General features: G+C 71.6%; 23 protein-coding genes. 8 read left to right on the forward strand and 15 right to left on the reverse strand.

What is annotated here, in order from left to right; translation table 11 throughout:
- The first annotated feature begins 50 nt into the window (after positions 1-50).
- The gene (locus Pma05_RS13015) at positions 51-1172 is read left to right on the forward strand and encodes an ABC transporter ATP-binding protein (RefSeq protein ID WP_203857646.1); all 1122 of its coding nucleotides are present in this window, start codon (positions 51-53) and stop codon (positions 1170-1172) included.
- A 52-nt stretch (positions 1173-1224) separates the two neighbouring features.
- Here the strand turns inward: Pma05_RS13015 and Pma05_RS13020 are convergent, their stop codons facing one another.
- The 4 genes from Pma05_RS13020 to Pma05_RS13035 form a co-directional block, all read right to left on the reverse strand.
- Positions 1225-2094, reverse strand: a complete 870-nt coding sequence (locus Pma05_RS13020; RefSeq protein WP_203857647.1) for an SRPBCC family protein — start codon at positions 2092-2094, stop codon at positions 1225-1227.
- Positions 2091-2645: a winged helix-turn-helix domain-containing protein gene (locus Pma05_RS13025; RefSeq protein ID WP_203857648.1), complete on the reverse strand. Its 555-nt coding sequence runs from the start codon at positions 2643-2645 to the stop codon at positions 2091-2093. The genes Pma05_RS13020 and Pma05_RS13025 overlap by 4 nt, the downstream gene beginning before the upstream one ends.
- An 83-nt stretch (positions 2646-2728) precedes the next feature.
- Positions 2729-3097, reverse strand: coding sequence for a hypothetical protein (locus Pma05_RS13030; RefSeq protein WP_372441464.1), 369 nt, complete (start codon positions 3095-3097; stop codon positions 2729-2731).
- Positions 2992-3579: an HNH endonuclease family protein gene (locus tag Pma05_RS13035; RefSeq protein ID WP_372441465.1), complete on the reverse strand. Its 588-nt coding sequence runs from the start codon at positions 3577-3579 to the stop codon at positions 2992-2994. Before Pma05_RS13035 ends, Pma05_RS13030 begins: the two co-directional genes overlap by 106 nt.
- Before the next feature lie 178 nt (positions 3580-3757).
- Between Pma05_RS13035 and Pma05_RS13040 the strand changes: the two genes are divergently transcribed.
- Positions 3758-5251, forward strand: a complete 1494-nt coding sequence (locus Pma05_RS13040) for an MFS transporter (protein ID WP_203857682.1) — start codon at positions 3758-3760, stop codon at positions 5249-5251.
- 158 nt (positions 5252-5409) lie between these two features.
- On the opposite strand, the gene leuA is transcribed toward Pma05_RS13040, so the two are convergent.
- From leuA to Pma05_RS13055, 3 genes are all read right to left on the reverse strand, one after another.
- A complete protein-coding gene (gene leuA, locus Pma05_RS13045) occupies positions 5410-7164 on the reverse strand; it encodes a 2-isopropylmalate synthase (RefSeq protein ID WP_203857650.1) in 1755 nt (584 codons plus the stop codon).
- Between the two features lie 336 nt (positions 7165-7500).
- Positions 7501-8046 (reverse strand): nitroreductase family protein, encoded by a 546-nt coding sequence (locus tag Pma05_RS13050; protein ID WP_203857683.1) that lies wholly within the window; start codon positions 8044-8046, stop codon positions 7501-7503.
- A gap of 85 nt (positions 8047-8131) precedes the next feature.
- Positions 8132-8968 (reverse strand): hypothetical protein, encoded by an 837-nt coding sequence (locus Pma05_RS13055; protein WP_203857651.1) that lies wholly within the window; start codon positions 8966-8968, stop codon positions 8132-8134.
- A 216-nt stretch (positions 8969-9184) separates the two neighbouring features.
- On the opposite strand from Pma05_RS13055, the gene Pma05_RS13060 reads away from it, so the two are divergent.
- Entirely contained in the window at positions 9185-10450 is a 1266-nt protein-coding gene (locus Pma05_RS13060) for an aspartate kinase (protein ID WP_203857652.1), read from the forward strand.
- A gap of 4 nt (positions 10451-10454) precedes the next feature.
- Positions 10455-11522, forward strand: coding sequence for an aspartate-semialdehyde dehydrogenase (locus tag Pma05_RS13065; protein WP_203857653.1), 1068 nt, complete (start codon positions 10455-10457; stop codon positions 11520-11522).
- Between the two features lie 137 nt (positions 11523-11659).
- On the opposite strand, the gene Pma05_RS13070 is transcribed toward Pma05_RS13065, so the two are convergent.
- From Pma05_RS13070 to Pma05_RS13080, 3 genes are all read right to left on the reverse strand, one after another.
- Complete coding sequence (locus Pma05_RS13070; protein WP_203857654.1) at positions 11660-13090, reverse strand: sensor domain-containing diguanylate cyclase; 1431 nt, start codon at positions 13088-13090, stop codon at positions 11660-11662.
- Between the two features lie 109 nt (positions 13091-13199).
- Positions 13200-13823, reverse strand: coding sequence for a DJ-1/PfpI family protein (locus Pma05_RS13075; RefSeq protein ID WP_203857655.1), 624 nt, complete (start codon positions 13821-13823; stop codon positions 13200-13202).
- Positions 13824-14082: 259 nt separating this feature from the next.
- Positions 14083-15051, reverse strand: a complete 969-nt coding sequence (locus tag Pma05_RS13080; protein WP_239312291.1) for a GlxA family transcriptional regulator — start codon at positions 15049-15051, stop codon at positions 14083-14085.
- Between the two features lie 204 nt (positions 15052-15255).
- Between Pma05_RS13080 and Pma05_RS13085 the strand changes: the two genes are divergently transcribed.
- Complete coding sequence (locus tag Pma05_RS13085; RefSeq protein ID WP_203857656.1) at positions 15256-15705, forward strand: hypothetical protein; 450 nt, start codon at positions 15256-15258, stop codon at positions 15703-15705.
- A gap of 109 nt (positions 15706-15814) precedes the next feature.
- Entirely contained in the window at positions 15815-16297 is a 483-nt protein-coding gene (locus Pma05_RS13090) for a GNAT family N-acetyltransferase (protein WP_203857657.1), read from the forward strand.
- Between the two features lie 72 nt (positions 16298-16369).
- Here the strand turns inward: Pma05_RS13090 and Pma05_RS42520 are convergent, their stop codons facing one another.
- The 3 genes from Pma05_RS42520 to Pma05_RS13105 form a co-directional block, all read right to left on the reverse strand.
- Positions 16370-16720 (reverse strand): hypothetical protein, encoded by a 351-nt coding sequence (locus Pma05_RS42520; protein ID WP_239312293.1) that lies wholly within the window; start codon positions 16718-16720, stop codon positions 16370-16372.
- Positions 16717-16902 (reverse strand): hypothetical protein, encoded by a 186-nt coding sequence (locus tag Pma05_RS13100; protein ID WP_239312296.1) that lies wholly within the window; start codon positions 16900-16902, stop codon positions 16717-16719. The genes Pma05_RS42520 and Pma05_RS13100 overlap by 4 nt, the downstream gene beginning before the upstream one ends.
- 155 nt (positions 16903-17057) lie before the next feature.
- The gene (locus Pma05_RS13105; RefSeq protein WP_203857658.1) at positions 17058-18269 is read right to left on the reverse strand and encodes a helix-turn-helix domain-containing protein; all 1212 of its coding nucleotides are present in this window, start codon (positions 18267-18269) and stop codon (positions 17058-17060) included.
- Between the two features lie 251 nt (positions 18270-18520).
- Here Pma05_RS13105 and Pma05_RS13110 point away from each other — a divergent pair, with 251 nt between their 5' ends.
- Positions 18521-19954: a hypothetical protein gene (locus Pma05_RS13110; protein WP_203857659.1), complete on the forward strand. Its 1434-nt coding sequence runs from the start codon at positions 18521-18523 to the stop codon at positions 19952-19954.
- A 119-nt stretch (positions 19955-20073) separates the two neighbouring features.
- On the opposite strand, the gene Pma05_RS13115 is transcribed toward Pma05_RS13110, so the two are convergent.
- The gene (locus tag Pma05_RS13115; protein WP_203857660.1) at positions 20074-20655 is read right to left on the reverse strand and encodes a TetR/AcrR family transcriptional regulator; all 582 of its coding nucleotides are present in this window, start codon (positions 20653-20655) and stop codon (positions 20074-20076) included.
- A 68-nt stretch (positions 20656-20723) separates the two neighbouring features.
- On the opposite strand from Pma05_RS13115, the gene Pma05_RS13120 reads away from it, so the two are divergent.
- Positions 20724-21791, forward strand: coding sequence for a glycoside hydrolase family 113 protein (locus Pma05_RS13120; protein ID WP_239312298.1), 1068 nt, complete (start codon positions 20724-20726; stop codon positions 21789-21791).
- A 127-nt stretch (positions 21792-21918) separates the two neighbouring features.
- Here the strand turns inward: Pma05_RS13120 and Pma05_RS13125 are convergent, their stop codons facing one another.
- Positions 21919-23427, reverse strand: coding sequence for a N,N-dimethylformamidase beta subunit family domain-containing protein (locus tag Pma05_RS13125; RefSeq protein WP_203857661.1), 1509 nt, complete (start codon positions 23425-23427; stop codon positions 21919-21921).
- Positions 23428-23545: the final 118 nt, after the last annotated feature.

A 23545-nucleotide genomic window follows, 5' to 3' on the forward strand; every position in this document is an offset into this window, starting at 1 on the left:
CCGGTGGAGGAGCAGGCGAAGCTGCCCGCCCCGCGCGAGGAGGAGTCGGCATGACCGACGTGAAGGCCACCGGGGAGTCCGGCAACCTGGTCGAGGTCCGGGACCTGAAGGTGCACTTCCCGATCACCCGGGGCGTACTCTTCGACCGGGTCGTCGGGCAGGTCAAGGCGGTGGACGGGGTCGACCTGACCATCCCGCGCGGCAAGACGTACGGGCTGGTCGGCGAGTCGGGCTGCGGCAAGTCGACGCTCGGCCGGGCGCTGCTCCAGTTGACCCGGCCGACCGGTGGCCAGGTGAACTTCGACGGCGTCGAGCTGACCGGGCTGCCGCCGAACCGGCTCCGGGCGATGCGCCGCCGGATGCAGATGATCTTCCAGGACCCGATGTCCAGTCTGGACCCCCGGCAGAACGTCGAGTCGATCCTGGTCGAGGGGTTGCAGGCGCACGGGATCGGCGCCGACCGGGCCGCCCGGCGGGACATCATCGCCAAGACGCTGGACGCGGTCGGGCTGCCGAAGTGGGCGCTGTCCCGCTATCCGCACGAGTTCTCCGGCGGGCAGCGGCAGCGCATCGGCATCGCCCGGGCCCTGGTGCTCGGCCCCGAGCTGGTCGTCGCCGACGAGCCGGTCTCCGCGCTGGACGTGTCGATCCAGGCCCAGGTGGTGAACCTGCTCGACGAACTCCAGGACGAGCTGGGGCTGACCTATCTGGTGATCGCGCACGACCTGGCGGTGGTGCGGCACATCTCCGACGTGGTCGGCGTGATGTATCTCGGCGCGCTGGTCGAGGAGGCGCCGAGCGACCGGCTCTACCGGGAGCCGCTGCACCCGTACACCCGGGCGCTGATGTCGGCGGTGCCGGTGCCGGACCCGGAGGTGGAGGACCGGCGGGAACGGATCCTGCTCGCCGGTGACCTGCCCTCGCCGGCCAACCCGCCGGCCGGCTGCCGCTTCCACACCCGCTGCCCGTGGGCGCAGCCGACCCGGTGTGCCGACGAGCGGCCGGCGCTGCGCCCGATCGGCGAGAGCCGGGTGGCCTGCCACTGGGCGGAGCAGATCGCCAGCGGCGAGATCCGGCCGCACAAAGTGACCGCGCAGATCGTCCGGCCGGAGGACGAGGGTGAGACGCCCGGCATCGTCTCCGCGCCGAGCGAGCCGGGCTCGTTCGTCTGAGCCCCGACACCCGGCCCGGGGAAGAAGACCCGGGCCGGGTGCATGCGTGGCTTCAGCTCTCCGCGTGGGCCTCGGCCGGTACGTTGTCGGTCGGGTCGTGGAGCCAGATCGGGCGCCAGTCCGCCAGTTCGTGGTAGCGGCGCAGCTCGGCGAGCCCGCTGAGCCACCCGGTCCAGGCCGCGTACGGCGGCCGGTCGAAGCCGCTCTGCACGAAGGAGAGCTTGGTCTTTCCTCCGCTGCCCGCCAGCTCCCAGCTCACCACCCCGGCCGGACCCCAGTCGACGGTCATCGCCCTGCCCGGGGTCAGGTCCAGCACCTTCGCCGGGTTGGGGTTGTTGTCGAAGCCGCCCATCGCATAGCGACCACCGACGAAGGGCTCGATCCCGATCGGATAGCCGAACCACTCGCTGGCCTTGGCCGAGTCGGTCAGCGACTCGTAGACCGCCTCCGGGGAGGCGTCGATGACGACCTCTTCGCGGAGCGTCGCCGAGGTGAAGTCGGTCCTCGAGGTGAGCGGCCGCCCCTCGACGTGGTCGACGAGGTTGGCGATCGCCAGTGACCAGTACGTCTCGAGCACGCCCCGGACGGACCCGCTGATCACGTCCTGGAAGCTCCAGTGGCTCTGCGAGAGCGCGATGATCGTGGAGTCGGCGCTCTCCTCGGTGAGGGTGATCTCGGTGCTGGTCTCCTCGCCGTCCAGCAGCCAGGTGAACCGGAGGCTGTGTTCGCCGACGTCCAGTAGCCGCTGGTGTGGCGCGTCGCCCTCGGGCACGTGCCGGCCCCAGAACTCGTACCGGTGCGGCAGTTCGACCTCGGCGTGCTCGGCGAGCCAGCCGCGCAGCTCGGCGGCGTCGGTCAGGGCGTGCCAGACGTTCTTGACCGGCGCGGCGGCGCGGGCGCGCAGGTTCACTGGTGCGGTCATTTCGTGCCTCCATGTGGGTAGCAGGCGACGGCGAGCTTGAAGGCGTCGCCCTCGGCTCCGCCGTAGCGGGTGAACAGCTCTTGCAGTGCGGTCTGTAGGTCGGTGAGGAACTGTTGGCGTTGTTCCGCCGGCACCCGGATCTCGCCGGAGACGCCGATCGACGGCAGCTCCGGGGCGGTCCGGTCGAGGGCGGCGATGTCGGCCTGGACCTCCTCCATCAGGTTGAGCAGGTAGCCGAGGCTCATCTCGTCCTGCGCCTTGCGCAGCCCGATCCGGCCGACCAGCCGGGGCGAGAGCCAGTACGACCGGGCGCTCGCCTGGTAGATGCCCTCGGAGATGCCGCGCACCCGGCGCTCGGAGACCTGGTCGACGAGGCCGGCCTCGACCAGGCGTTTCACGTGGTAGTAGACCCGCTGCGGGGTCTGGCCGAGCTGGGTCGCCACCTCGGTGCAGGTGTGCGGCTCGGCCAGTTGCCGCAGCACCTCGATGCGCTGCGGCTTGAGCAGGGTCTCGGCCTGCTCGATCTGCTCCAGGTACATCACGTCTCTCATGGCAAAAACAATCCTGTACGTAAAACTAAATTTTGTCAATCGGGCATGCCAAAGCCGATCGGGTCTCCTGGTGGGTGTGGAGATCAGCCCTCGGGGCGGTCGAGCAGGCCGACCGCGACGGTGTGCACCGCGACCAGGTCGGCCGGGTCGACCAGCGCCGCCCGCCCGCCGGTCACCGCATACCACTCGGCGGCGTCCTTGTACTGCACCCGCAGCACGGCGTGCTTGCCGTCCAGCTCGGTACGGAGGGTCAGCTCCCCGGTGATCACCCCGACCTCGTCGGTCATCACCCCACCCGGGCCGGCGGTGATGTCGGCGGTCTGCGCGGCGGTTCCCTTCTCGCCCATCAGCAGCTCCCCAGCATGTCGTCGAGCGCGGCCTTCTCGTCGGAGGTCACCGAGAGTCGCCAGTAGTGCTTGACCGCGATCCAGTCCTCCGCGTACTGGCACCAGTCGTCCCGGTTCGACGGCTTCCACTGGGACGGGTCCTGGTCGCCCTTCGATCGGTTGGAACTCGCCGAGACCGCCAGCAACTGCGGCCGGTCCAGGTCGTTGGCGAAGTCGCCCCGCTTGTCGTCGTCCCACTCGTCGGCACCCGAGCGCCAGGCGTTGGCCAGCGGCACCATGTGGTCGATGTCCACGTCCGACGGGTCGGCGAGGGTCCGTTTGTCGTACCGGCTCGACCAGCGGCCCCCGACCACGTTGCAGCCGGAGAGCTTGATCCCGGTGCCGTCCCGCTGGAGCACGGTGTCCCGTACGTCACAGTTCTTGCCGGCGTTGCGCCAGTGCGGGAAGTGCTCCCGACTGTAGCCGCGCATCGAGCCCGCGCTCGCCACGGTGAGCTCGGCGAGCTGGGCCTGGGTGTCGGCCGGCCCGGACGGCTCCGGTGCCGGGCTCTCCACCGGAGTGCAGGCAGCGGCGCCGAGAGCGAGCAGGCCGAGGAGCACGGCCGCGGTTCCCGACCGTGCTAGTGATCTGGTACGGATGAACGGCACGCTTCCAGCTTGCGAGGTGAGGACCGGTGCACAGGCAACCGGCGCAGGTTCCGGCGTTTCGCGGCATCTTACGACACAGGCAGGGCAGATTGACACCGTGAGTGACTCGTCAGCACCGATGCGGATCTCCAGTACGGCCGGCCGGGGTACCCTGCTCGCCGCCGTCGTCGCCTCCGGCATGGTCTTCCTGGACGCCACCGTGGTCAACGTGGCCCTGCCGCACCTCGGCGCCGAGCTGCACGCCAGCACCGCCGGCCTACAGTGGACGCTCAACGGCTATCTGCTGACCCTGGCCGCATTCGTCCTGCTCGGCGGGGCGCTCGGCGACCGGCTCGGGCGGCGGAAGGTCTTCCTCGCCGGGGTGCTGGCGTTCACCGCCGCCTCGATACTCTGCGGCGCGGCGCAGAACATCGAGTGGCTGATCGCCGCCCGTTTCCTCCAGGGGCTCGGCGGCGCGCTGCTCACCCCCGGCTCCCTCGCGCTGCTCCAGTCCAGCTTCCACCCGGACGAGCGGGGCAGGGTGATCGGCGCCTGGTCCGGGCTGGCCGGCGTGTCGACCGCGCTCGGCCCGTTCCTCGGCGGCTGGCTGATCGACGCGCTCTCCTGGCGGGCGATCTTCTTCCTCAACGTGCCGCTCGCGGTGATCGTGATCGTCGCCGCGCTGCGCTGGACCCCGGAGAGCCGATCCGAGGGCGCGACGGGAGCCCGGTTCGACGTGGCCGGCGCACTGCTCGGCGCGCTCGGCCTGGCCGGCGTCACGTACGCGCTGATCGAGGCCCAGCAGCTCGGGCCCGGCTCCGGGCAGGTGGTCGGCGCCGCCGTACTCGGGGTGGTCGCCGCCGTCGCGTTCGTGCTGCTCGAACGGCGCCGGCGCGAGCGGGCGATGTTGCCGCCGACGCTCTTCGGCACCCGGCTGTTCGGGGTACTCAACGTCTATACCGTGCTGGTCTACGCCGCGCTGACCGGACTCACCTTCTTCTTCTCCGTCTATCTCCAGAACGTCGTCGGCTACTCCGCCCTGGAGACCGGCCTGGCCACCCTGCCGATGACCATCCTGCTGCTGGTCGGCTCGGCCCGCTCCGGCGCGCTCGCCTCGAAGATCGGGCCACGCCCGCAGCTCACCGTCGGCCCGCTGATCGCCGCCACCGGGCTGTTCCTGCTGCACGGGGTGAGTCGAGGCGACTCGTACTGGACCGCCATCCTGCCCGGGATCACCCTCTTCGGGCTCGGCATGACCCTGGTGGTGGCCCCGCTGACCGCCTCCGTACTGGCCGCCGCCCCGGACCGGTTGGCCGGCGCGGCCAGCGGCTTCAACAACGCGGCGTCCCGGGTCGGCGGACTGCTCGCCGTCTCCGCGCTGCCACTGGTGGTCGGGCTCTCCGGCGGCGGCTACGAGCGCTCCGGCCAGCTCACCCCGGCGTACCGGCAGGCGGTGCTCCTGTCCGCCGGGCTGATGGTGCTCGGCGCGCTGATCGCCGCCGTACTGGTGCGTCGGCCGGGGCGGGCGCCGAAGAAGTCCCGCCCCTGCCCGTCCCTGCCGCCGCCCCCGACCCACCAGCACGAACCGGACCAGGATCCGGACCGGTCGAGGGCGGAACAGCACCGCTCGTAGCGGTGCCGACAGGCGTGCCCGGGGTCGGGTGGGGCGGGCACGTCGGCGGCGGCGTGCCGGATCGCGCGGGGCGACCGGGGTGACCGGTCCGACCCGCTACGACGCGGCGGTTCAGGGCAGGACGTGCTGCGGCACGAGGTGTGGCCTGATCGGGTGGCTCAGCGCAGGGCGCGGTTGACGGCGCTGGTCACGGCCCGGACCGAGGCGGTCACGATGTTGGCGTCGAGTCCGACACCCCAGACCGTCTGGCCGTCGACCTCGCACTCCAGGTACGCGGCGGCCTGGGCGTCGCCACCCGAGGACATCGCGTGCTCGTGGTAGTCGAGGACGCGTACCCGGACGTCGAGCGCCTGCAACGCGTTGACGTACGCGTCGATCGGGCCGTTACCGGTCGCCGAGAGCGACCGGCTGCCGCCGCCGAACCGGGTGTCGACCTCGATCTCGACCTTGCCGTCGACGGTGCCGATGGTGTAGCCCTGCATTTGGACGGCCGGCTCCGGCTGCTGGTCGACGAGGTACTCCTCGGCGAAGAGCTGCCACATCCGGCCCGGCTCCACCTCGCCGCCACCGTCGTCGGTGACCCGCTGCACCACGCCGGAGAACTCGATCTGCAACCGCCGGGGCAGGTCCAGGTGGTGCTCCGTCTTCATCACGTACGCCACGCCGCCCTTGCCGGACTGCGAGTTGACCCGGATCACCGCCTCGTAGGTACGGCCCAGGTCCTTCGGGTCGATCGGCAGATAGGGCACCGCCCAGCCGAACCTGTCGATCGGTACCCCGGCCGCCTGGGCGTCGGCGGCCAGCGCGTCGAAGCCCTTGTTGATCGCGTCCTGGTGCGAGCCGGAGAAGGCGGTGTAGACCAGGTCACCCGCGTACGGGTGCCGCTCGTGCACCGGCAACTGGTTGCAGTATTCGACGGCGCGTTTGATCTCGTCGATGTTGGAGAAGTCGATCTGCGGGTCGACGCCCTGGGAGAAGAGGTTCAGGCCCAGCGTGACCAGGTCGACGTTGCCGGTGCGCTCGCCGTTGCCGAAGAGGCAGCCCTCGACCCGGTCGGCCCCGGCCAGCAGGCCCAGTTCGGCGGCGGCGACCCCGGTGCCCCGGTCGTTGTGCGGGTGCAGCGAGAGGACCACGCTGTCCCGGCGGGGCAGGTGCCGGTGCATCCACTCGATCGAGTCGGCGTAGACGTTCGGGGTGGCCATCTCGACGGTCGCCGGCAGGTTGATGATCAGCGGCCGGTCCGGGGTCGGGTCGATCACCTCGATCACCGCGGCGCAGACCTCCAGGGCGTAGTCCAGCTCCGTACCGGTGTAGGACTCCGGCGAGTACTCGTAGAAGACCTCGGTGTCCGGGGTGTGGATCTGGTGGTATTTCCGGCAGAGCCGGGCCCCGGAGGTGGCGATGTCGGTGATCCCGGCCCTGTCCAGGCCGAAGACCACCCGGCGCTGGAGCGTCGAGGTCGAGTTGTAGAAGTGCACGATCGCCCGCTTGGCGCCCCGGATCGACTCGAAGGTGCGGTCGATCAGGTGCTCCCGGCACTGGGTCAGTACCTGGATGGTGACGTCGTCGGGGATCAGATCCTGCTCGATCAACTGCCGTACGAAGTCGAAGTCGGTCTGGCTGGCCGACGGGAAGCCGACCTCGATCTCCTTGTAGCCCATCTGCACCAGGAGCTGGAACATCCGCCGCTTGCGCTCCGGCGACATCGGGTCGATCAGCGCCTGGTTGCCGTCGCGTAGGTCGACCGCGCACCACCGGGGGGCCGTCTCGACGCGCCGGGTCGGCCACTGCCGGTCGGGCAGGTCGATCGCGAACTGCTGGTGGTAGGGCTGGTAACGCTGGAACGGCATGCGGCTGGGCCGCTGCCGGGCTATCGGATCACCATCGGTGGTGGTGCCGGCAGGTTGTGCCATGACAGAAAGCTCCCGTGGTCATGTGGCGTGAGCGCCGAGTGTCAGATCGAGATGTCGGATCGTCGAGCCGGATCCGGGTGCCTCGCGGGCCGGATCTCGGTGTCAGATCTTTCGAAGAGGCTGGCCGCAACGGGGTCCGGCCGGGATGCAGGACGGCGCGCTTCAACTCCGCGACGAGGTGCCGGCCTGGGAAGCCTCGTCGCGGCGGCGAAGGAGCAGGGCCTGCCACATGACAAAGTCACCTTAGGTGCTCGACGAGCGATCGGGTAAGCGTAGTCCGCAATCTGAGAAACGCCCAGGTGGCGGCCGGTGTGCCGGGCGGTCCGCCGGCTCGGGTCAGCGCAGCATCAACTCGGCCAGCGGGCGACGCTGGCGCAGGCCGATCTCCCGGGCCCGCAGGTCCTCGGGGAGCGAGTACGGGTCGCCGAGCCGGCCCACCGCGACCACCACGTGCGGGCGTACCTCGGGGCAGAGTTCCAGGTCGGTACGGAGTCCGGCGGCGTCGAACCCGGAGATCTGCCGTACGTAGAGCCGCAGCACGGTGGCCTGGACCGTGAGGTGCGCCACCGCCTGGCCGAGGTCGTACGCGGCGTGCGGCAGCGGCCCGCCGGTCGGCCCGGTGGTGGTGTGCGCGCCGAGCAGCAGCGCGGAGGCCCGCCCGGCCCAGCGCTGGTTGCCGGCGGAGAGGTTGGTCAGGATCCGCTTGAACGCCTCGTCGTCCCGGCGGCCCACCAGGAAGCGCCAGGGCTGGGTGTTGTCGGCGGAGGGCGCCCAGCGGGCCGCTTCGAGCAGGGACGCGACCTCGGCATCGGTGAGGTCGGCGACCGGGTCGAAGGCGTGCGGACTCCACCGGGTCGCCAGTATCGGGGAGAGCTGGGCCATGGTGCCGAGTGTGCCGTATCGGGCACTCTGTCCCCACACCGGGGTCACCTCGCGTGACCGGGCGCACCCATAACGTGAATAAAGATCATCCGCCGGCCCCGGTCGACCCGTCTGCCCCGGTCGAGCCTCCGTTCTCGGTCGACCCGCCGTCCTCGGTCGTCGCCTCGCTGTTCTCGGTCGAGTCGCCGGGTGGCGGTGCGGCGATCCGCAGCGGCTCCCGGTCGACCACCGGGCCGGGCAGTGCGACGGTGGCCGGGGCGGCGGTCGGGGTACCGGCCAGGGTCAGGGTGCCGGCGGGCAGTCGGGCCGCCGTCAGGGTGCCGTCGGGGGCGTAGCAGTAGATGCCGGGGTCAAGCGGCGGGCTGACCGAGGCCGAGGTCGACTCGACCGCGAAACAGGCGCCCTGGGCGCCCGGCAGGGCGGCGGCGGAGACCGCGAGCGGGGCCTGCCGGTCGGTGAGCACCTCCGGCCAGTCGGTGAACGGGTGCCGCATCCGGGGGTCGATGCCGGGATCGAGCGTCTGGTCGGGCTCGGCCACCCGTACGCAGCCCGACTCCGGCTGCCCGGCCGAGGGGAGGGCGCACTGGAACACCCCGGCGCCGTTCTGGGCCAGCGAGACGTCCGCGCTGCCGCCGAGCGCGCCACCGGGGACGTCCACCCGCCAGGAGCGGTCGGTCGCGCGTACCACCGAGATCGACCGGTCCGGCTGACCGGGTGCGGTGAGCGTGTAGACGGCGGTCAGGTGGCGGTCCTGAGCGGCGGCAGCCAACGCCGCGAGTTGATCCCGAGCCTCGGTCGGCTGGCTCGCCGTCGGGGCGGGGGTGGTCGCGGCCGGCGCCGGGGCCGCCGAGCCGCAGCCGGCCAGCAGCGCGGTCCCGGCGATCAGGAGTGCGCCGAACAGGGGGGCTACGCCGGGATGCACCTCGTCATTCTCGGGGTATACCCCCCGGAACGGGTGGTCAGTCCAGCTACCCTCGCGTGTCGTCGGCGGGTCGGATGGTGGGAACGGCTGGTCGGTGCGACGCCGCCGGCCGGTACCCTGAGTTGGTCTCACACGGCGCCGCCGGTCTCGACCCGGCGGCGTCGGCACGCTCAGGGCCGTGCGCCTCGCCCGGCCCAGGGGAAGGAGAGCACCGTCGTGGCACTGGTCGTGCAGAAGTACGGCGGATCCTCGGTCGCCGACGCCGAGCGGATCAAGCGGGTGGCCGAGCGGATCGTCGCCGCCCGCAAGGCTGGCGACGACGTGGTGGTCGTGGTCAGCGCGATGGGCGACACCACCGACGAGCTGCTCGACCTCGCCAACCAGGTAAGCCCGCTGCCGCCCGGCCGCGAACTCGACATGCTGCTCACCGCCGGTGAGCGCATCTCGATGGCGCTGGTGGCGATGGCGATCCACAACCTGGGCTACGAGGCACGCTCCTACACCGGGTCCCAGGCGGGCGTGCTGACCACCTCGGTGCACGGCCGGGCCCGGATCATCGACGTCACGCCCGGCCGGCTGCGGGCGGCGCTCAACGAGGGCGCGGTGGTGATCGTCGCCGGCTTCCAGGGCGTATCCCAGGACACCAAGGACATCACCACGCTGGGCCGGGGCGGGTCGGACACCACGGCGGTGGCCCTGGCGGCGGCGCTCGGCGCGGACGTCTGCGAGATCTACACGGACGTCGACGGCGTCTTCACCGCCGACCCGCGGATCGTGCCGAACGCCCGGCACATCAGGACCATCACCTACGAGGAGATGCTCGAACTGGCCGCCTGCGGCGCGAAGGTGCTGCACCTGCGGAGCGTGGAGTACGCCCGAAGGGCCGGGTTGCCGATCCGGGTACGTTCGTCATACTCGACCAACACCGGCACGATGGTGACCGGATCGACGGAGGACCTACCCGTGGAGCAAGCACTTATCACCGGGGTCGCCCACGACCGGAGCGAGGCGAAGATCACGGCGGTCGGCGTACCGGACGAGCCCGGCGCGGCGGCCCGGATCTTCGAGACCGTCGCGGCGGCCGAGATCAACCTCGACATGATCGTGCAGAACGTCTCGACCGAGGGCACCGGCCGGACCGACATCTCCTTCACGCTGCCCAAGACCGACGGCCCGACCGCGATGGCCGCGCTGAGCAAGGTGCAGGAGCAGGTCAAGTTCAAGGGCCTGCTCTACGACGACCACGTCGGCAAGGTGTCGCTGATCGGCGCCGGCATGCGCTCGCACCCGGGCGTGGCGGCCAGCTTCTTCGCCGCGCTGGGCGAGGCCGGGGTGAACATCGAGATGATCTCCACCTCCGAGATCCGGGTCTCGGTCGTCTGCCGGGACACCGACCTCGACGTCGCGGTACGGGCCGTGCACGAGGCATTCGACCTGGGCGGCAGCGAGGAAGCGGTGGTCTACGCCGGGACCGGGAGGTAAGCCAATGGCGACGCTCCCCACACTCGCGGTGGTCGGGGCGACCGGTGCGGTCGGCACGGTCATGTGCGACCTGCTCTCCTCCCGCAAGAACGTCTGGGGTGAGATCCGGCTGATCGCCTCGGCGCGCTCGGCCGGGCAGACCCGGATGTGCCGGGGCGAGGAGCTGACCGTACGGGCGCTGACCGCCGAGGCGTTCGACGGCGTGGACGTGGTCATGTTCGACGTACCGGACGAGATCTCCGCGCAGTGGGCACCGGTCGCGGTCTCCCGGGGCGCGGTGGCGGTGGACAACTCCGCCGCGTTCCGCAGCGACAGGGACGTGCCACTGGTGGTGCCGGAGATCAACCCGGAGCAGGTACGCAACCGCCCCAAGGGCATCATCGCGAACGCCAACTGCACCACCCTGACGATGATCGTCGCGGTCGCGCCGCTGCATCGCGAATACGGGCTGCGTGAGCTGGTGCTTTCGTCCTACCAGGCGGTCTCCGGGACCGGGCAGGTCGGGGTGGACACCCTGCACGACCAGCTCTCCAAGATCGCCGGTGACCGGGTACTCGGCTCCCGACCGGGCAACGTGCGGCAGGCGGTCGGCGACGACCTCGGCCCGTTCCCGGCGCCGATGGCGCTCAACGTGGTGCCGTGGGCGGGCTCGCTGCGGGACGGCGGCTGGTCGTCCGAGGAGCTGAAACTCCGCAACGAGTCCCGCAAGATCCTCGGACTGCCCGACCTGAAGGTCTCGGCCACCTGCGTACGGGTGCCGGTGGTGACCGGGCACTCGGTGGCCGTACACGCGGTCTTCGGGACCGAGGTGGACGCGGAGGGTGCCCGGGAGGCGCTGCGCAACGCCCCCGGGGTGATCCTGGTCGACGACCCGGCGGCGGGCGAGTTCCCGATGCCGATCGACGCGGTCGGCACCGACCCGTCCTGGGTGGGCCGGATCCGCCGCTCGGTCGACGACCCCCGCGCCCTCGACCTCTTCGTGACCGGCGACAACCTCCGCAAGGGGGCCGCCCTCAACACCGCCCAGATCGCCGAACTCCTCGCCGCCGAGTTCCTCGCCGCCGCCCGCTGAGCGGGCCTCGGGCGCGGGGCGCCGGGGCATGATCGCGCTACTTCCCCGAAGGAGTGCCCTCGATCCGCAGCACAGGCCCTCTCTCCCCGAAGTAGTGCGATCTTCCCGTGGAGCGGCGCGAGCGGAGGCGGCGGAGGTCAGGGGGTGGCGAGGCGTACGCCGTCGCGGCCTTGGCGCTTGACGTCGTAGAGGGCCTCGTCGGCGCGGTGCAGGGTGAGATCGGGGGGTTCGCCGTCCTGTTGGACGGCCACGCCGATGCTGACCGTCCGGCCGGTACGCCGGGCCGCCTCCACCAGGCGTTGGGCGATGCCGACCGCCTCCTCGGGGCGGAGTACCTCGACCACGGCCACGAACTCGTCACCGCCGATCCGGTACAGCTCGTCGCCGTGCCGCAGCGCGCCCTGGAGGGCACGGGCGAGATCGACAAGTACCCGGTCGCCGGCCTGGTGGCCGTAGGTGTCGTTGACGGTCTTGAAGTCGTCGACGTCGACCGCGAGCAGGGCCGTCCGGCCCGGGTGCGACTCGGCGATCCGCTCACCGAACGACCCCTGGTGACGCAGCCCGGTCAGCGGGTCGGAGCTGGCCCGCTCGCGCAACTGTGCCAACCCGCGCAGCCGTTCGAGGCAGATCCAGGACTGGGCGGCGAGCAGCTCGATCAGGTTGACGGTGGTCGGGTCGGGGCGCATCGTACGGGTGTCGCCGACCAGGAGTACCCCGCAGAACTCGGTCGGGCCGAGCGGTACCGAGATCAGCGTGCGTACCCCGGCGGCGACCAGTACGTCCTGGTCGGGTGTGGTCGGGTGATGCCCCTCGCCGAGGGTGTAGGAGGCGCCGTAGGTGTGCGCGTGCGCCCGGAGCCGTTCCAGTACCGGCAGGCCGGCGCCGGCCAGCGCGGCGTGCACCCGGGACTCGAGATGGTCGGGTTGCAGGTCCGGGGTCACCACCCGTGGCCCGGCCGGCCCGTCCAGCACGAAGACCGCCGAGGTGAGCCCGGAGACGTCCCGGGCCGCGGAGACGGCGGCGGTCATCAGGTCGGCCTCGGTGGCGGCCGAGGTCAGCGCGGAGGCGTGCCGGAGCAGCTTCTCGCTCCGGGTCTCGGCCGGTGGGCCGCCGAGCTGCCCGATCCTGGTGCCGAGCAGGGCGGCGACCCGCTCGACGGTACGCCGCCAGGCGTCCAGGTCGACGTCGGTGGTCGGCCACTCCAGGTCCAGTACCCCGATCGGCTGCCCCGCCCGGTCGAGGATCGGGGCGCAGATCTCGGCCCGCCCGTCGGGTCGCAACGGTACGTAGTCGGGCTCGTTCGTCACCTCCGGCACGGTTTCGGTCTTGCCGGAGGCGTACACCCGGCCGACCGTTCCGGCGCCGGCCGGTACCGAGGCGAAGACCTGCCACGATCCGGTCGCCGCGACACAGCGGAGCCGGTCGCGGACCCAGAGCAGCACCGCGACCCGTCCCGGGGTGTGCCGGCCCAGCGTGGCCACCGTCACCTGGCCCGCCTCGACGGCGGTGGACGCCGTGGGCAGCCGGGTGGTCACGTCGCGGACGACACGGGAGTGGTCGAGGGACACCGTTTCCGATCCGGGGAGGAGGGGTTCCGAGGGGCCCGACCAAGATTACTCAGGGTGCTGAGAATCCGCTGGGCGCGAGTGACCTCCGCCTCCCTGGAACGGCTCCCGGCTAGTTGATCAACGCCAGTGCCGCCTCGCGGAGCGGGGTCGGGGCGTTCGCCGGGGAGCCGGCGTCGAACGGCGGGTCCGGCTCGTACTCGATGGCAAGCTGGACGGCGTGCGCGGTCGGCACGTCGGTCAGCTCGGCCAGCAGGGCCAACGCCATGTCGACGCCGGCCGAGACGCCGGCCGCGGTGATGATCCGGTCGTCCCGGACCACCCGCTCGCGGACCGGCTCGGCGTCGAAGCCACGCAGTTCGTCGAGCCAGCCCCAGTGGCTGGTCGCCCGCCGCCCGGCCAGCAGCCCGGCGGCGCCGAGCAGGAACGAGCCGGCGCAGACCGAGGTGGTCCACCGGGTGTACTGGTGCGCGAGGGCGATCCAGCCGACCAGCGCCGCGTCGGCGAGCGCGGCCCGGGTGCCGGCCCCGCCGGGTACGACGATCACGTCCGGGCGGGACAGCTCGGCGAAGCCGGCGGTGGCGGTGATCGCCATCGTGCCCCGGTCGTCGACGACCGGCCCGGGTTCGGCGGCGACCATGGTCACCGTGACGCCGGGGGCGAAGGCCAGCACCGTGTACGGCCCCACGACGTCGAGGGCGGTGTATCGCGGATAGAGCGGAATCGCGACGTGCATGCTCGGTTCCTCCTTGGCGGAACGGGATGGATCGACTGCTCGGTACGGGCCCGACAGGTGTCGGGGTGGTGGTTCGTCAGGTTCGGGGCGTGGTTCGCCAGGTTCGGGCGTGCGGGATCGGCGCCGGAGGTGCGGGGCGGGCGGGATCGACTCCGGCGCCGGCGGCTTCGGGGCGTGCGGAGTCGACTCCGGTGCCGGCGGGCGCCAGCGGGTGCCGGAGGTGCTGGGGTGTGTGCGGTGTGCTGGGTGGGTGGGACGGTCAGGTCTGTTTCGACCGGAACCGGCGGCGGTAGTCGCCGGGTGCGACCCGCCAGTGCCGGCGGAAGACGCGGTAGAGGGTTTCGGCGGCGCCGAGACCGGACTCCCGGGCCACCCGGTCCAGCGGATGGCCGGTGTGTTCCAGCAGTCGGCGGGCAGCGTCGGCGCGGCTGCGTTCGACGTACCGACCGGGGGAGACGCCGGTCTGCTCGGTGAAGAGCCGGGAGAAGTGTCGTTCGCTCATCCCGGCCCGCCGGGCCAGCGCCGGCACGCTGAGGTCCTCGGCCGGGTTGGCGTCGATGAAGGTCTGGAGTTCCCGCAGCGGTTCACTGCGGGGCACCGGGGTCCGCATCGCCGTACTGAACTGGCTCTGCCCGCCCGGTCGGTGCAGATAGACGACCAAGGCTCGGGCGACGTGCCGGGCGAGTGCGTGGCCGTGGTCCGTGGCCACCAGCGCGAGCGCGAGGTCGATGCCGGCGGAGACTCCGGCCGAGGTCCAGACGTGCCCGTCGCGGATGTAGATACGGTCGGCGTCCACCTCGACCGCCGGATAGCGGTCGCTCAGATCCTGGGCCGTCAGCCAGTGTGTGGTGGCACGCCGGCCGTCGAGCAGTCCGGCCTCGCCGAGCAGGAGCGCGCCGTTGCAGACCGAACTGACCCGGTCGGCGAGGCCGGCCAGCCGGGAGATCCCGGCGATCAGTTGCCGGTCGGCGAGGTGCGCCGGTGCGGCGAGCCCACCGACCACGAGCAGCGTGTCGATCGGCCCGGTGACCTGGTCCAGCGCCAGTGGCGCCAGCGTCGCGACCCCGTTGCCCGCCGTCACCGCGCCGGGATGCACCGCCGCGACCTCCAGCCGGTAGCCGCGGCTCTCGCCGACGATCAGAGTCGCCAGCCCGAACACGTCGGCCGGGCCGGTGAGGTCGAGGCCCTGGAAGCCCTCGAAGATCACTGCCACCACCCGTCGCTGCATGTATTCATGCTGCTCGCGGCGGGGTTGTGGCGTCAATGCCACAGGTATTGCAGATTACGCCAGCGGGCCGGGTCGGCCGCCGGCCGGTACTTGGTTAGGATCGGCCACAGTCTTTGTGATCATGGTGACGCGAAAGCGGAGCCGGCAAGCGGAACTCGGAAAGCGGCAGTCGGAGAGCGGCAGTCGGAGGACGGAGAGCCCGACATGACGAGGGTGCCCGACGAGGTGGTGGCCGCGATCGGCCGGATCACGATCGCGGCCGGCGACCTGGAACTCATCCTGGCCTGGATCGGCGCCGACCAGGCGGGCGGCAACGCGTTCGAGGTACTGGCCAGACCCGGCGAGCCGGTACGCGCCGCCCGGGGCTCGGTCGAGTTCGCCACCCCGGAATACCGTCAGGCGTACCTGCCGGTGGTCGAGATCGCGGCGAAGCTGCTCGCCAAGCGGCACGCGGTCGTCTCCGCGATGTGGGTCAGCGAGGCTCCCGACGAGTCCGTACAGCGCTGGGAACTGCTCGACGACCGGACCTACGTACGCCAGCTCGTCGACCCCCGCGCCCTGGACGAGCTGTCCCGGCAACTCCTGGAGGCGCGCAACCGGCTGGTGGCGATCGTGACCGCCCAGCTCAACAACGACCCGGTGCCCGCGCACTGAGCCCGGGCCGCTCGGCAGGTCGGCCGGTGACCGGAATCCGGTTGACCGGCTGGCGATGATGACCTGGTGAACCTGCTCCACCACCATGGACGTGCCGAGGGGGTCTCGGGTGGGTGACGTACGGACCGTGACGGTCGGCTCCGACGACTGGGTGTCGTGGCGGGAGATCAGACTGCGCTCCCTGCGGCAGGACCCGGCCGCGTTCGGCTCGACCCACGAGCGCGAGGCGGCGTTCACCGAGCAGACCTGGCGGTCCCGGCTCGACGGCACGAGCGGACCGTCCGTGCTCGCGTACGCCGGAGACGAGGTCGTCGGGATCGGAGCCGGCTGGCTCCACGGGCCGGGCCGGCTGATGGTGGTGGCGATGTGGACGGAGCCGGACCGGCGAGGACAGGGCGTCGGACGGCAGGTCCTCGACCACCTGATCGGCTGGGCCCGCGAGCGTGACCTGCGGGTCGACCTGTGGGTGGCCGACGCCAACCCGGACGCCCGGCGCCTCTACGAGCGCTACGGCTTCCACGCCGACGGCCGCAACGAGCCGATCCGGGAGGGCGCGGAGGCGACCATGAGCCACCTGGTGCTGTCCGACTGATCCGGTCCCGTAGCAGGAGGGGATGTGTCGGGGCCGGCTCTGGGAGATGCCCCGATGAGGCGGCCGGGATCCTCAGCGCACCCAGCCGAGGAAGCGCCGGTGTAGCGAGCCGGCGGGGAGTCCGGCGAGATCCTGGGCGGCGCGGACGAAGTGCGCGGCCAGGTAGAGGGCGAGCGGGACCGGTTCGCCGCCGAACTCGGTGTGCAGCTCCAGCTTGCGGTTGGGGCAGGGCCAGAGGTCGCCGCAGCCGTCGCAGAGCCAGGAGGGCAGCGCCGGGACGTGCACGCTCAGCACGGGCCGCCGGGCATCCGCGAACCCGTCCAGCAGGGCCGGCTCGCCGGCTGGGCTGGCCGGCCACGCCGGCTGGTCGTCTGGGGTGAGAGATGCGGGCCGAGTCCCGCCCGCCTCCGGTCGGTCGTTCACCGCTGCTCCTCTCCCGGCCAGTGGCCCCGGTTGATCGGAATTCGATGGCGTACCCGGCAGGGCAGGTCAGCGCCGCAGCGGCAGATCCGCCGCCATCTCCGCCAGGACCAGACGGGGCGGTGCCGGCGGGCGAGCGTCGCCGCGACCGCGAAGACGTACGCGTCGTACGAGATCCGTCGCACCAGACCCCCTCGGCTCAAGGGCCCCGGTGGGCCGCCATACCGCTGAGAGGGACGCGGCGACCAGGCGATTCGCCGCACCGCCCGCCGCATCCCGTGACGGGAAAGGTACGCAGAGTTGTGAGTCCGAAGAGGTAGGGTTCCTACCCCTTCGGGTGTCAGCTGGCGAGACCGACCTTCACCGCCAGATCGTGTGCGGAGCGTCGAACCGAGGCGGGGCCGCTGAGCAGGTCCATCGTGATCTGCCGGGCATAGCCGTTGAAGCGGATGGTCTCAGGAGCCGAGTCGTACGCCTGGTGCAGGTTGCCGATGGTCGCCTCGACATCGCCCGTGCTGTGGTGGCCGCGAGCCGCCTCGATGAGGTGCCGGGCCCGTCGTGGTCGGGACGGAATGGCGGCTGGATCCGTACGTCCCGCCTGCCGGACGGCCTCGCCCGACTTCTGCAACTCGACCGCGAGGGTGACCGCGTGCGCGCCCATGACGACCCGGGAGAACGACGTCTGCGGTTGGTAGTAGTCCACTGGAAGCCGCCGCGCCACCCGGTCGGCCTGGTCCCAGTAGTGCCACGCGCGTCCCTCCTCGCCGGACCGCGCGGCAGTGTACGCGGCTTCGAAACAAAGCGCTCCGTACAGCGCCTGGAGGTTGTGGCCGCCGTCCGCCAGCCGGCCTTCCAACCCGCGCGACAGGTCGAGCGAGATCGCCATCGCGCTGTCCCAGTCCCCGGTGTCACGGTGTACCTGGCACAGAAACCATCCGGCGCGGGCCAGCGCCTCGGGGTCTCCCGACTCCTCGGCGGCCACCATCGCCCGGTCGGTGACCCGCCAGATCAGCTCGGCGGCCGGCTGGTAGGCGAGGAACATCTGGGACAGCCCGAACACCTCGGCCAGGAGGGCCTGCGCCGCCCGCCGCTCGGCGCCCTCCAGGGTGCGCGCGGCATCCTGGGCATGGCCGATCAGATCCGGCAGCAGCGCCCCGAGCACGGTCCGATGATCCGACGCCTGGTGGCGGGCTCGCCAGGCCGCGTCCAGCCGGTTGCGCAGCTGCGACAGCGACTGCGGCGGCGTGTCCGGGTGTGACGAGAAGCGGTTGATGGCATCCCGTACGGCCGGCAGCGCGGGATGCGCGGGACCGTTCACGATCTCCGCCCGGTTGCCCAGTTCACCGACGAGGACGGCGACATCGAGTTTCAGGGCGCGTGCGATCCGGTCGAGCATGTGCACCCGTGGTGGCAGGATCCGGTCCGACTCCACCGCCTTGACCCACTCGGCGCTGCGCCCCACCAGGCCACCGAGGACCGCTCGGGTCTTGCCGGAGCGCTCACGGTAGAGCCGTAGGCGCTGTCCGAAGGTCAGCTCAGGCATCGGGTCCATCGCACACCACCCCGGGTAGGCGGATCAGGAGACGGCTCGCTCAGGCATCGACGGCCCGCCACGTTCCACCGTACCGAGCAATCGGGCCAGGGCGTACGTGTCGGCGGGGGTTGCGTCGGTGGGTTACGACCTCGGCAGGCCGTACCCGATGGACCTTGCTGATGGCCGGTTGCGGTCGGCCGGAGCGCGACGTCCGTCGATCGTGGAACGATGGTGACATGCGATGGGGCGGCGCGGTGGGGCGCGATCGGATGGATCTCGTGAAGGGCGCCGGGCTGGACCGCGAGCCGGCGGAACGATCCCATGACCCGCTGGCCGCCGCTCTCGGCAACGCCTCCCTGATCGGCGTCGGCTACCTGATGCTCGGCCGGATCAGGCTGGCCGTGGCCACGACACTGGTCAGCGTCGTGCTCGTCGCATCCCTCGTCTGGGGCGCGCGATCGGGTTGGGCCGAGGTCGTCGTGTTCCTCTGGTGGGTGGCTCTCGTCGTACACGCGTGGTTCCTGGCGGGCGGGCGTCGTCAGGGCGCGGTGTCGGGTGACGAACGGCTGGTCGCGCTCGCCGTCACGGTTCCGGTGCTGCTGGCCGTGGGCTTCCTGCGGTTCGATGCGGCGAGGATCGAGCGGACCGTTACCGAAGCCCGGCAGGGCGGCGACTGCGTTCGGGCGTTGACCGCGCTGGACCGGGTGTCGTTCGGGCACCGGGTGGCCGACGCCCCGCTGACCGTCCGTGGCGAGCGGAGCGTCGACGCCTGCCAACGGCTGCGGACCGCCGAGCAGAGCCTCGTCAGCGGGTTGACCGGGGACACCGACGGGCTGAAGGCGGGCTTCGACGGTCTCGCCTCGGTCCTCGCGGACCTGCCCGGCCACGAGAAGATGGTCGACACCGCCTTGGACAGGTTCCTCGGCGGTCTGCCGGCCAGGGACCCGTGCCGGACCGTCGCGGTCACCGACTGGCTGCGTCAACGGCAGCCGACCAACAACGCACTGGACCGGGCCACCGAGGTGGTGGCGCGGACCGCACCGGCGGCGCTCGTCGGGTGCGCCGACGGTCTGATGGCCGGCAGCGAGTGGGAGGCGGCCCGGACGCGCTATCAGCAGCTTCTCGACCAGTATCCCGGCCAGGAACTGAGTGCCAGGGCCGTCGAGGGGGTCAAACAGGCCGGTCTGGCCATCGAGATGGCGAACGTCCGGAGCCTGCTTGACGGGCCGACCAGCACCCGACCCGAGTACTGCACCAAGCCGGCGCCGTACAGTGCCGCCGCCCCCTACACCAGGGGGAGGACCAACCGCGCCCTGTTCTACGGCGACGAGGAGTACACGAAGAAGCTTCCCGCCGCCTGGCGGGCCTCCGACGTCACCGCCGCGGTGCTGATCGTCTGCGTGGCACAGAAGGAGTACGGCACCACCGTCCGGACCTGCCCGTACGAGAACAAGCTCTTCCGGCAGTTTCCCACCAACGTGGCGTTCCGCAAGATCGCGATCCCCGTGCAGGGCTACGAACTGCGGACCGGAAAGCTCGTGTTCAACACGAAGGTGCAGATCAGCGGCGCAAGCTGCCCGAGGGTTCTCACCTACACCCGCTACACCGGCCTCGTCGATATCGGCCCGCCGTCCGAGGTGTACGTCACCGCGTCCGACGCCAACGTCCGGGCCGCCTTCCGGTCACTGATCACCCGAGGCTAGACGGGGCGGTCCCCTGGGCCGCTCCACTCCGCAGGTCGGCCAGCGACGGTGTCACCCGGTCCGCAGGCCGGCGAGCGGCGGGTCACCCGGGCCAGCCTTCGCACGGCCGCCGCGCGGGTTCAGCCGCGACCGCGCACGAGCGGCAGGAACACCTCGTCCACGATCTCGACCAACACCTCGTCGGGTACGGAGGGGATGCCGCGCATCGCGTACTCGGCGCGCAGCAGCATCATCGGTGTGGTCGCCACCCGGTGGTGCGCGGCTGCGGCCAGTGCCTCGCCCCGGGCCGCAGCACGCTCCAGCATCGCCAGCCAGGCGCGGTCCATGGTGTCCGCGCCGGACCGCTCCCGCATCAGGGTGAGCAGCTCGGGGTCGTCGGCCGCGGCGGCGAGCAGTCCGCGCAGGATCGCACCGTGCGGCGACGACCACGTCTCGTTCGCCCGTCGCAGCATCTCCAGCGCGTCGCTCCGCAGGGTGCCCGTGTCCGGGTTCGGCATCGTGGCGTCGGACAGGTGGCGGTACGCCGCGATGCCCAGTGCCGCCCGGTGCGGCCACCGGCGGTAGATGGCGTTCTTGTTGGTCCCGGCCCGGGCGGCGACCCGATCCATGGTCATCCCCGAGTAGCCGGACTCGCGGAGTTCCTCCGCCGCCGCGTGCAGAATCGCCCGCTCCAACTCCTCGCCCCGGCGCCTCGTACCCATGTCTTGCAGGGTACTGGACGTACCCTATAGGGTACGCGACGTACCTTACGAGCGAGGAGAAACTCCCGATGCGCGTCTTCGGCATGAACTACGACACCGGTTTCGTGAGCGCGGGGTCCACGACCCACGAGCCGTTCGACCCCGAGACCGTGCGGCGTGACCTGCGCGTCATCCGCGACGAACTGCACTGCGACGCGGTGCGGATCACCGGCGGGGTCCAGGACCGGCTCGAACTGACCGCGGGGTACGCCGCCGAGGCCGGGCTCGAGGTGTGGTACAGCCCGTTCACCAACGGCCTCGACCGCGACGGGCTCATGGCGTTCGTGCTCGACGGCGCGGAGCGGGCCGGGCGGCTGCGCCAGAGCGGGGCGTCCGTCGTGTACCTCACCGGCTCCGAGATCGCCATGTTCACCGACGGCTTCCTGCCCGGCCGCGACCTGGCGGAGCGCATGGCGCTGTTCACCGACCCGATGCGGATGCGGGAGGCGGTCCCGGCTGCGCGGGCCGCGGTGCGTGACTTCCTCACCGAGGCGGTGCCGGCGGTGCGAGAGCGGTTCGGAGGCCCTGTCGGCTACGCCTCGATCCCACTGGAGGCGGTGGACTGGGCGCCGTTCGACATCATCGCCAGCGACGCCGGGTACCGCGACGAGACCAACGCCGCGGCGTTCCCGCAGAGCCTGGCGGCTGCGGTGGCGCAGGGCAAGCCGTACGCCGCGACCGAATTCGGCTGCTGCACGTTCCGCGGCGCGGCCGACGTCGCGGGCGGGGCCGAGCCGGTGACGTACGACGAGCACGGCCGCGCCGCGACGCTCACCGCGGGGCTGGAGCGCGACGAGGAGGGCCAGGCCCGGTACGTCGTGGACCTGCTGCGCGACTACGAGGCCGGCGGGGTGGAGGCGGCGTTCGTGTACACGTTCGCGAACCGGCACCTACCGACCACCGACGACCCGGAGCGCGACTTCGACCTGGCCGCACGCGGGATCGTTCGGGTACTGCCGGACGGATCATGGACGCCGAAGGCCGCCTTCCGCGCCCTGGCCGCGTACGGCCGCTCCCGCGCGCAGAACCAGTCGACCGCCCAGAACCAGTCGACCGCCCAGGCCCGGTCGACCGCCCAGGCCCGGTCGGGCACCTAGGCTGGTACGGCGTTCCCACCGGGGGTCCGAAGGTGCGCCTGGGCAGGGCCTGGCCGGCCCGGACCCGGAACGTGCGGGCGGCGGTGCAGGTGTGGGTGGCGGGATCCGGGGGTATCGCGGGGGTCGGCTACGTCGGTGGCTGGAGGACCCGGTCGAGCAGGTTGCGGGTGGCTCGTTGCAGGCGGGCGTCAACGAGCCCGTCGACGTAGAGCACCCGCGTCCAACCCATCGTTCCGGCCGCGAAGATCCACGATCCGGAGGGTGCCCGGTAGAGCGAGGTGTGCTGCCGCTGGGACCCGCCGAGGCGGACGTACGGGGAATCGGCCAGTACGGTCCGTTCGGTCGACCGGGGCAGGTCGGCATCCGGCATTACCTGGTCAGCCTCCTTCCACACGACCTTGGGGATCTCGTCGCCGTCCCGCAGTCCGGTGCCGGCCCAGAACCAGTGCCCGCTGTCCCGGACGACCAGCGGTGCGAAGCCGTCGATCACGCTTACGTACTGCGCCCCGATCAGTTGCTGCTCCGGGCTGCCGGCCCGGCGCCACTGGCAGGTCAGCCCGGGGCGCCGGCCAGGCCGGGGGTTCACCTTGTCGCAGCTGACGATCCGTTCGTCGGGTCGCTTGTCGGGCCCGCCGTACCGGACCCGCCAGTAGCAGTTGTTGGAGCTGAGGAAGACCAGGCTCGTACCGTTGTCCCGGGCCGCCGCCACGGCCCGGCGCATCGCGATGGTCCAGTACTCGTCGTGGCCGCTGAAGATGACCGCGCGATACTGGGACGGGTTGATCCGGCCGGTGTCCAGGTCCTCGCTGGTGGCGTAGCTGACGTCGTCGCCGTTCTGCTCGGACCAGCGGATGAAGCCGATCTCATCCCCGATATGGTGCGGAAGCCCGTGAGCGTGGTAGGGCCGGTCGTGGCTGACCGCCAGGGCGCGTCGCGTGGTCACCAGTTTCCTGGACTCGTCGTACCCGTAGTAGAGGTTCGCCCCGGTACGCCCGTCGCCCGGCCACAGGTTGTACGCCTGATAGGTGCTGGTCGGCAGGATCACCAGTCCGGCGGTGCGTCGGGCCGGGTCCCGCACCACGAACGGCACCCAGTGGCACCAGCCTTCGGCATTGGTCAGTAGTGCCAGGTAGAGGCCACTGACCCAGTCCCGGCCCACCGTCAGTCGCCAGCCCGGTTCCCAGTCGCAGCTCACCATCCGGGTCTTCGGGTCCACCGAGTGGGCCGCCTGGGTACGCCCGTCGAGCCACGGGCTGGCACGGACCAGCCGGGCACCCGCCCCACCGTAGTGCCCGATCCGGTACACCTGGATCCGGTACCGCTGCGCGGGCGCGACGGACACATGGAAGTCGAGGCTGCCGCCGACCTCGACGCTCGACCCGGAGACATAGCCGGCGATCTGGCCGCGCTTGTCGTCGCCGAACCGGCGTTCGAGGAGGGCGAAGTCGGCGGTGCCGGGCCGGGCGTTCTCCCTTGCCACCTCGGACATCCTGGCCGTCGGCGTCCATTTCGGGGCGGCGACGGCGGCGCCCGGCGCGGCATCACCCGGGTAGTACGGATCCCCCGCCGGTGTCGAGTCGGTCTCCCACGACCCTCCTAGCTTGGCGGCGCCGAGCGCGGCCACCGCGCCGCTCACGCCGAGCACACCCAACGCCGTCCGCCGCGGCCATCGGCCCGATCGTTCCACCACAACTCCCCTTTGTGATCAGAAAACCACGCCCTGTAGTCCAAAATGGACAGACGTGTGCTACATC

Source organism: Plantactinospora mayteni, assembly GCF_016862935.1.
In the GTDB taxonomy this organism is placed as follows: domain Bacteria; phylum Actinomycetota; class Actinomycetes; order Mycobacteriales; family Micromonosporaceae; genus Plantactinospora; species Plantactinospora mayteni.

Coding starts and splice junctions, on each gene's coding strand:
- Pma05_RS13120 (WP_239312298.1), top strand. CDS start 20,724: ATGCGCGTCTTCGGCATGAACTACGACACCGGTTTCGTGAGCGCGGGG.
- Pma05_RS13075 (WP_203857655.1), bottom strand. CDS start 13,823: ATGCACGTCGCGATTCCGCTCTATCCGCGATACACCGCCCTCGACGTC.
- Pma05_RS13080 (WP_239312291.1), bottom strand. CDS start 15,051: ATGCAGCGACGGGTGGTGGCAGTGATCTTCGAGGGCTTCCAGGGCCTC.
- Pma05_RS13085 (WP_203857656.1), top strand. CDS start 15,256: ATGACGAGGGTGCCCGACGAGGTGGTGGCCGCGATCGGCCGGATCACG.
- Pma05_RS13065 (WP_203857653.1), top strand. CDS start 10,455: ATGGCGACGCTCCCCACACTCGCGGTGGTCGGGGCGACCGGTGCGGTC.
- Pma05_RS13050 (WP_203857683.1), bottom strand. CDS start 8,046: ATGGCCCAGCTCTCCCCGATACTGGCGACCCGGTGGAGTCCGCACGCC.
- Pma05_RS13020 (WP_203857647.1), bottom strand. CDS start 2,094: ATGACCGCACCAGTGAACCTGCGCGCCCGCGCCGCCGCGCCGGTCAAG.
- leuA (WP_203857650.1), bottom strand. CDS start 7,164: ATGGCACAACCTGCCGGCACCACCACCGATGGTGATCCGATAGCCCGG.
- Pma05_RS13015 (WP_203857646.1), top strand. CDS start 51: ATGACCGACGTGAAGGCCACCGGGGAGTCCGGCAACCTGGTCGAGGTC.
- Pma05_RS13105 (WP_203857658.1), bottom strand. CDS start 18,269: ATGGACCCGATGCCTGAGCTGACCTTCGGACAGCGCCTACGGCTCTAC.
- Pma05_RS13040 (WP_203857682.1), top strand. CDS start 3,758: ATGCGGATCTCCAGTACGGCCGGCCGGGGTACCCTGCTCGCCGCCGTC.
- Pma05_RS13110 (WP_203857659.1), top strand. CDS start 18,521: ATGGATCTCGTGAAGGGCGCCGGGCTGGACCGCGAGCCGGCGGAACGA.
- Pma05_RS13025 (WP_203857648.1), bottom strand. CDS start 2,645: ATGAGAGACGTGATGTACCTGGAGCAGATCGAGCAGGCCGAGACCCTG.
- Pma05_RS13115 (WP_203857660.1), bottom strand. CDS start 20,655: ATGGGTACGAGGCGCCGGGGCGAGGAGTTGGAGCGGGCGATTCTGCAC.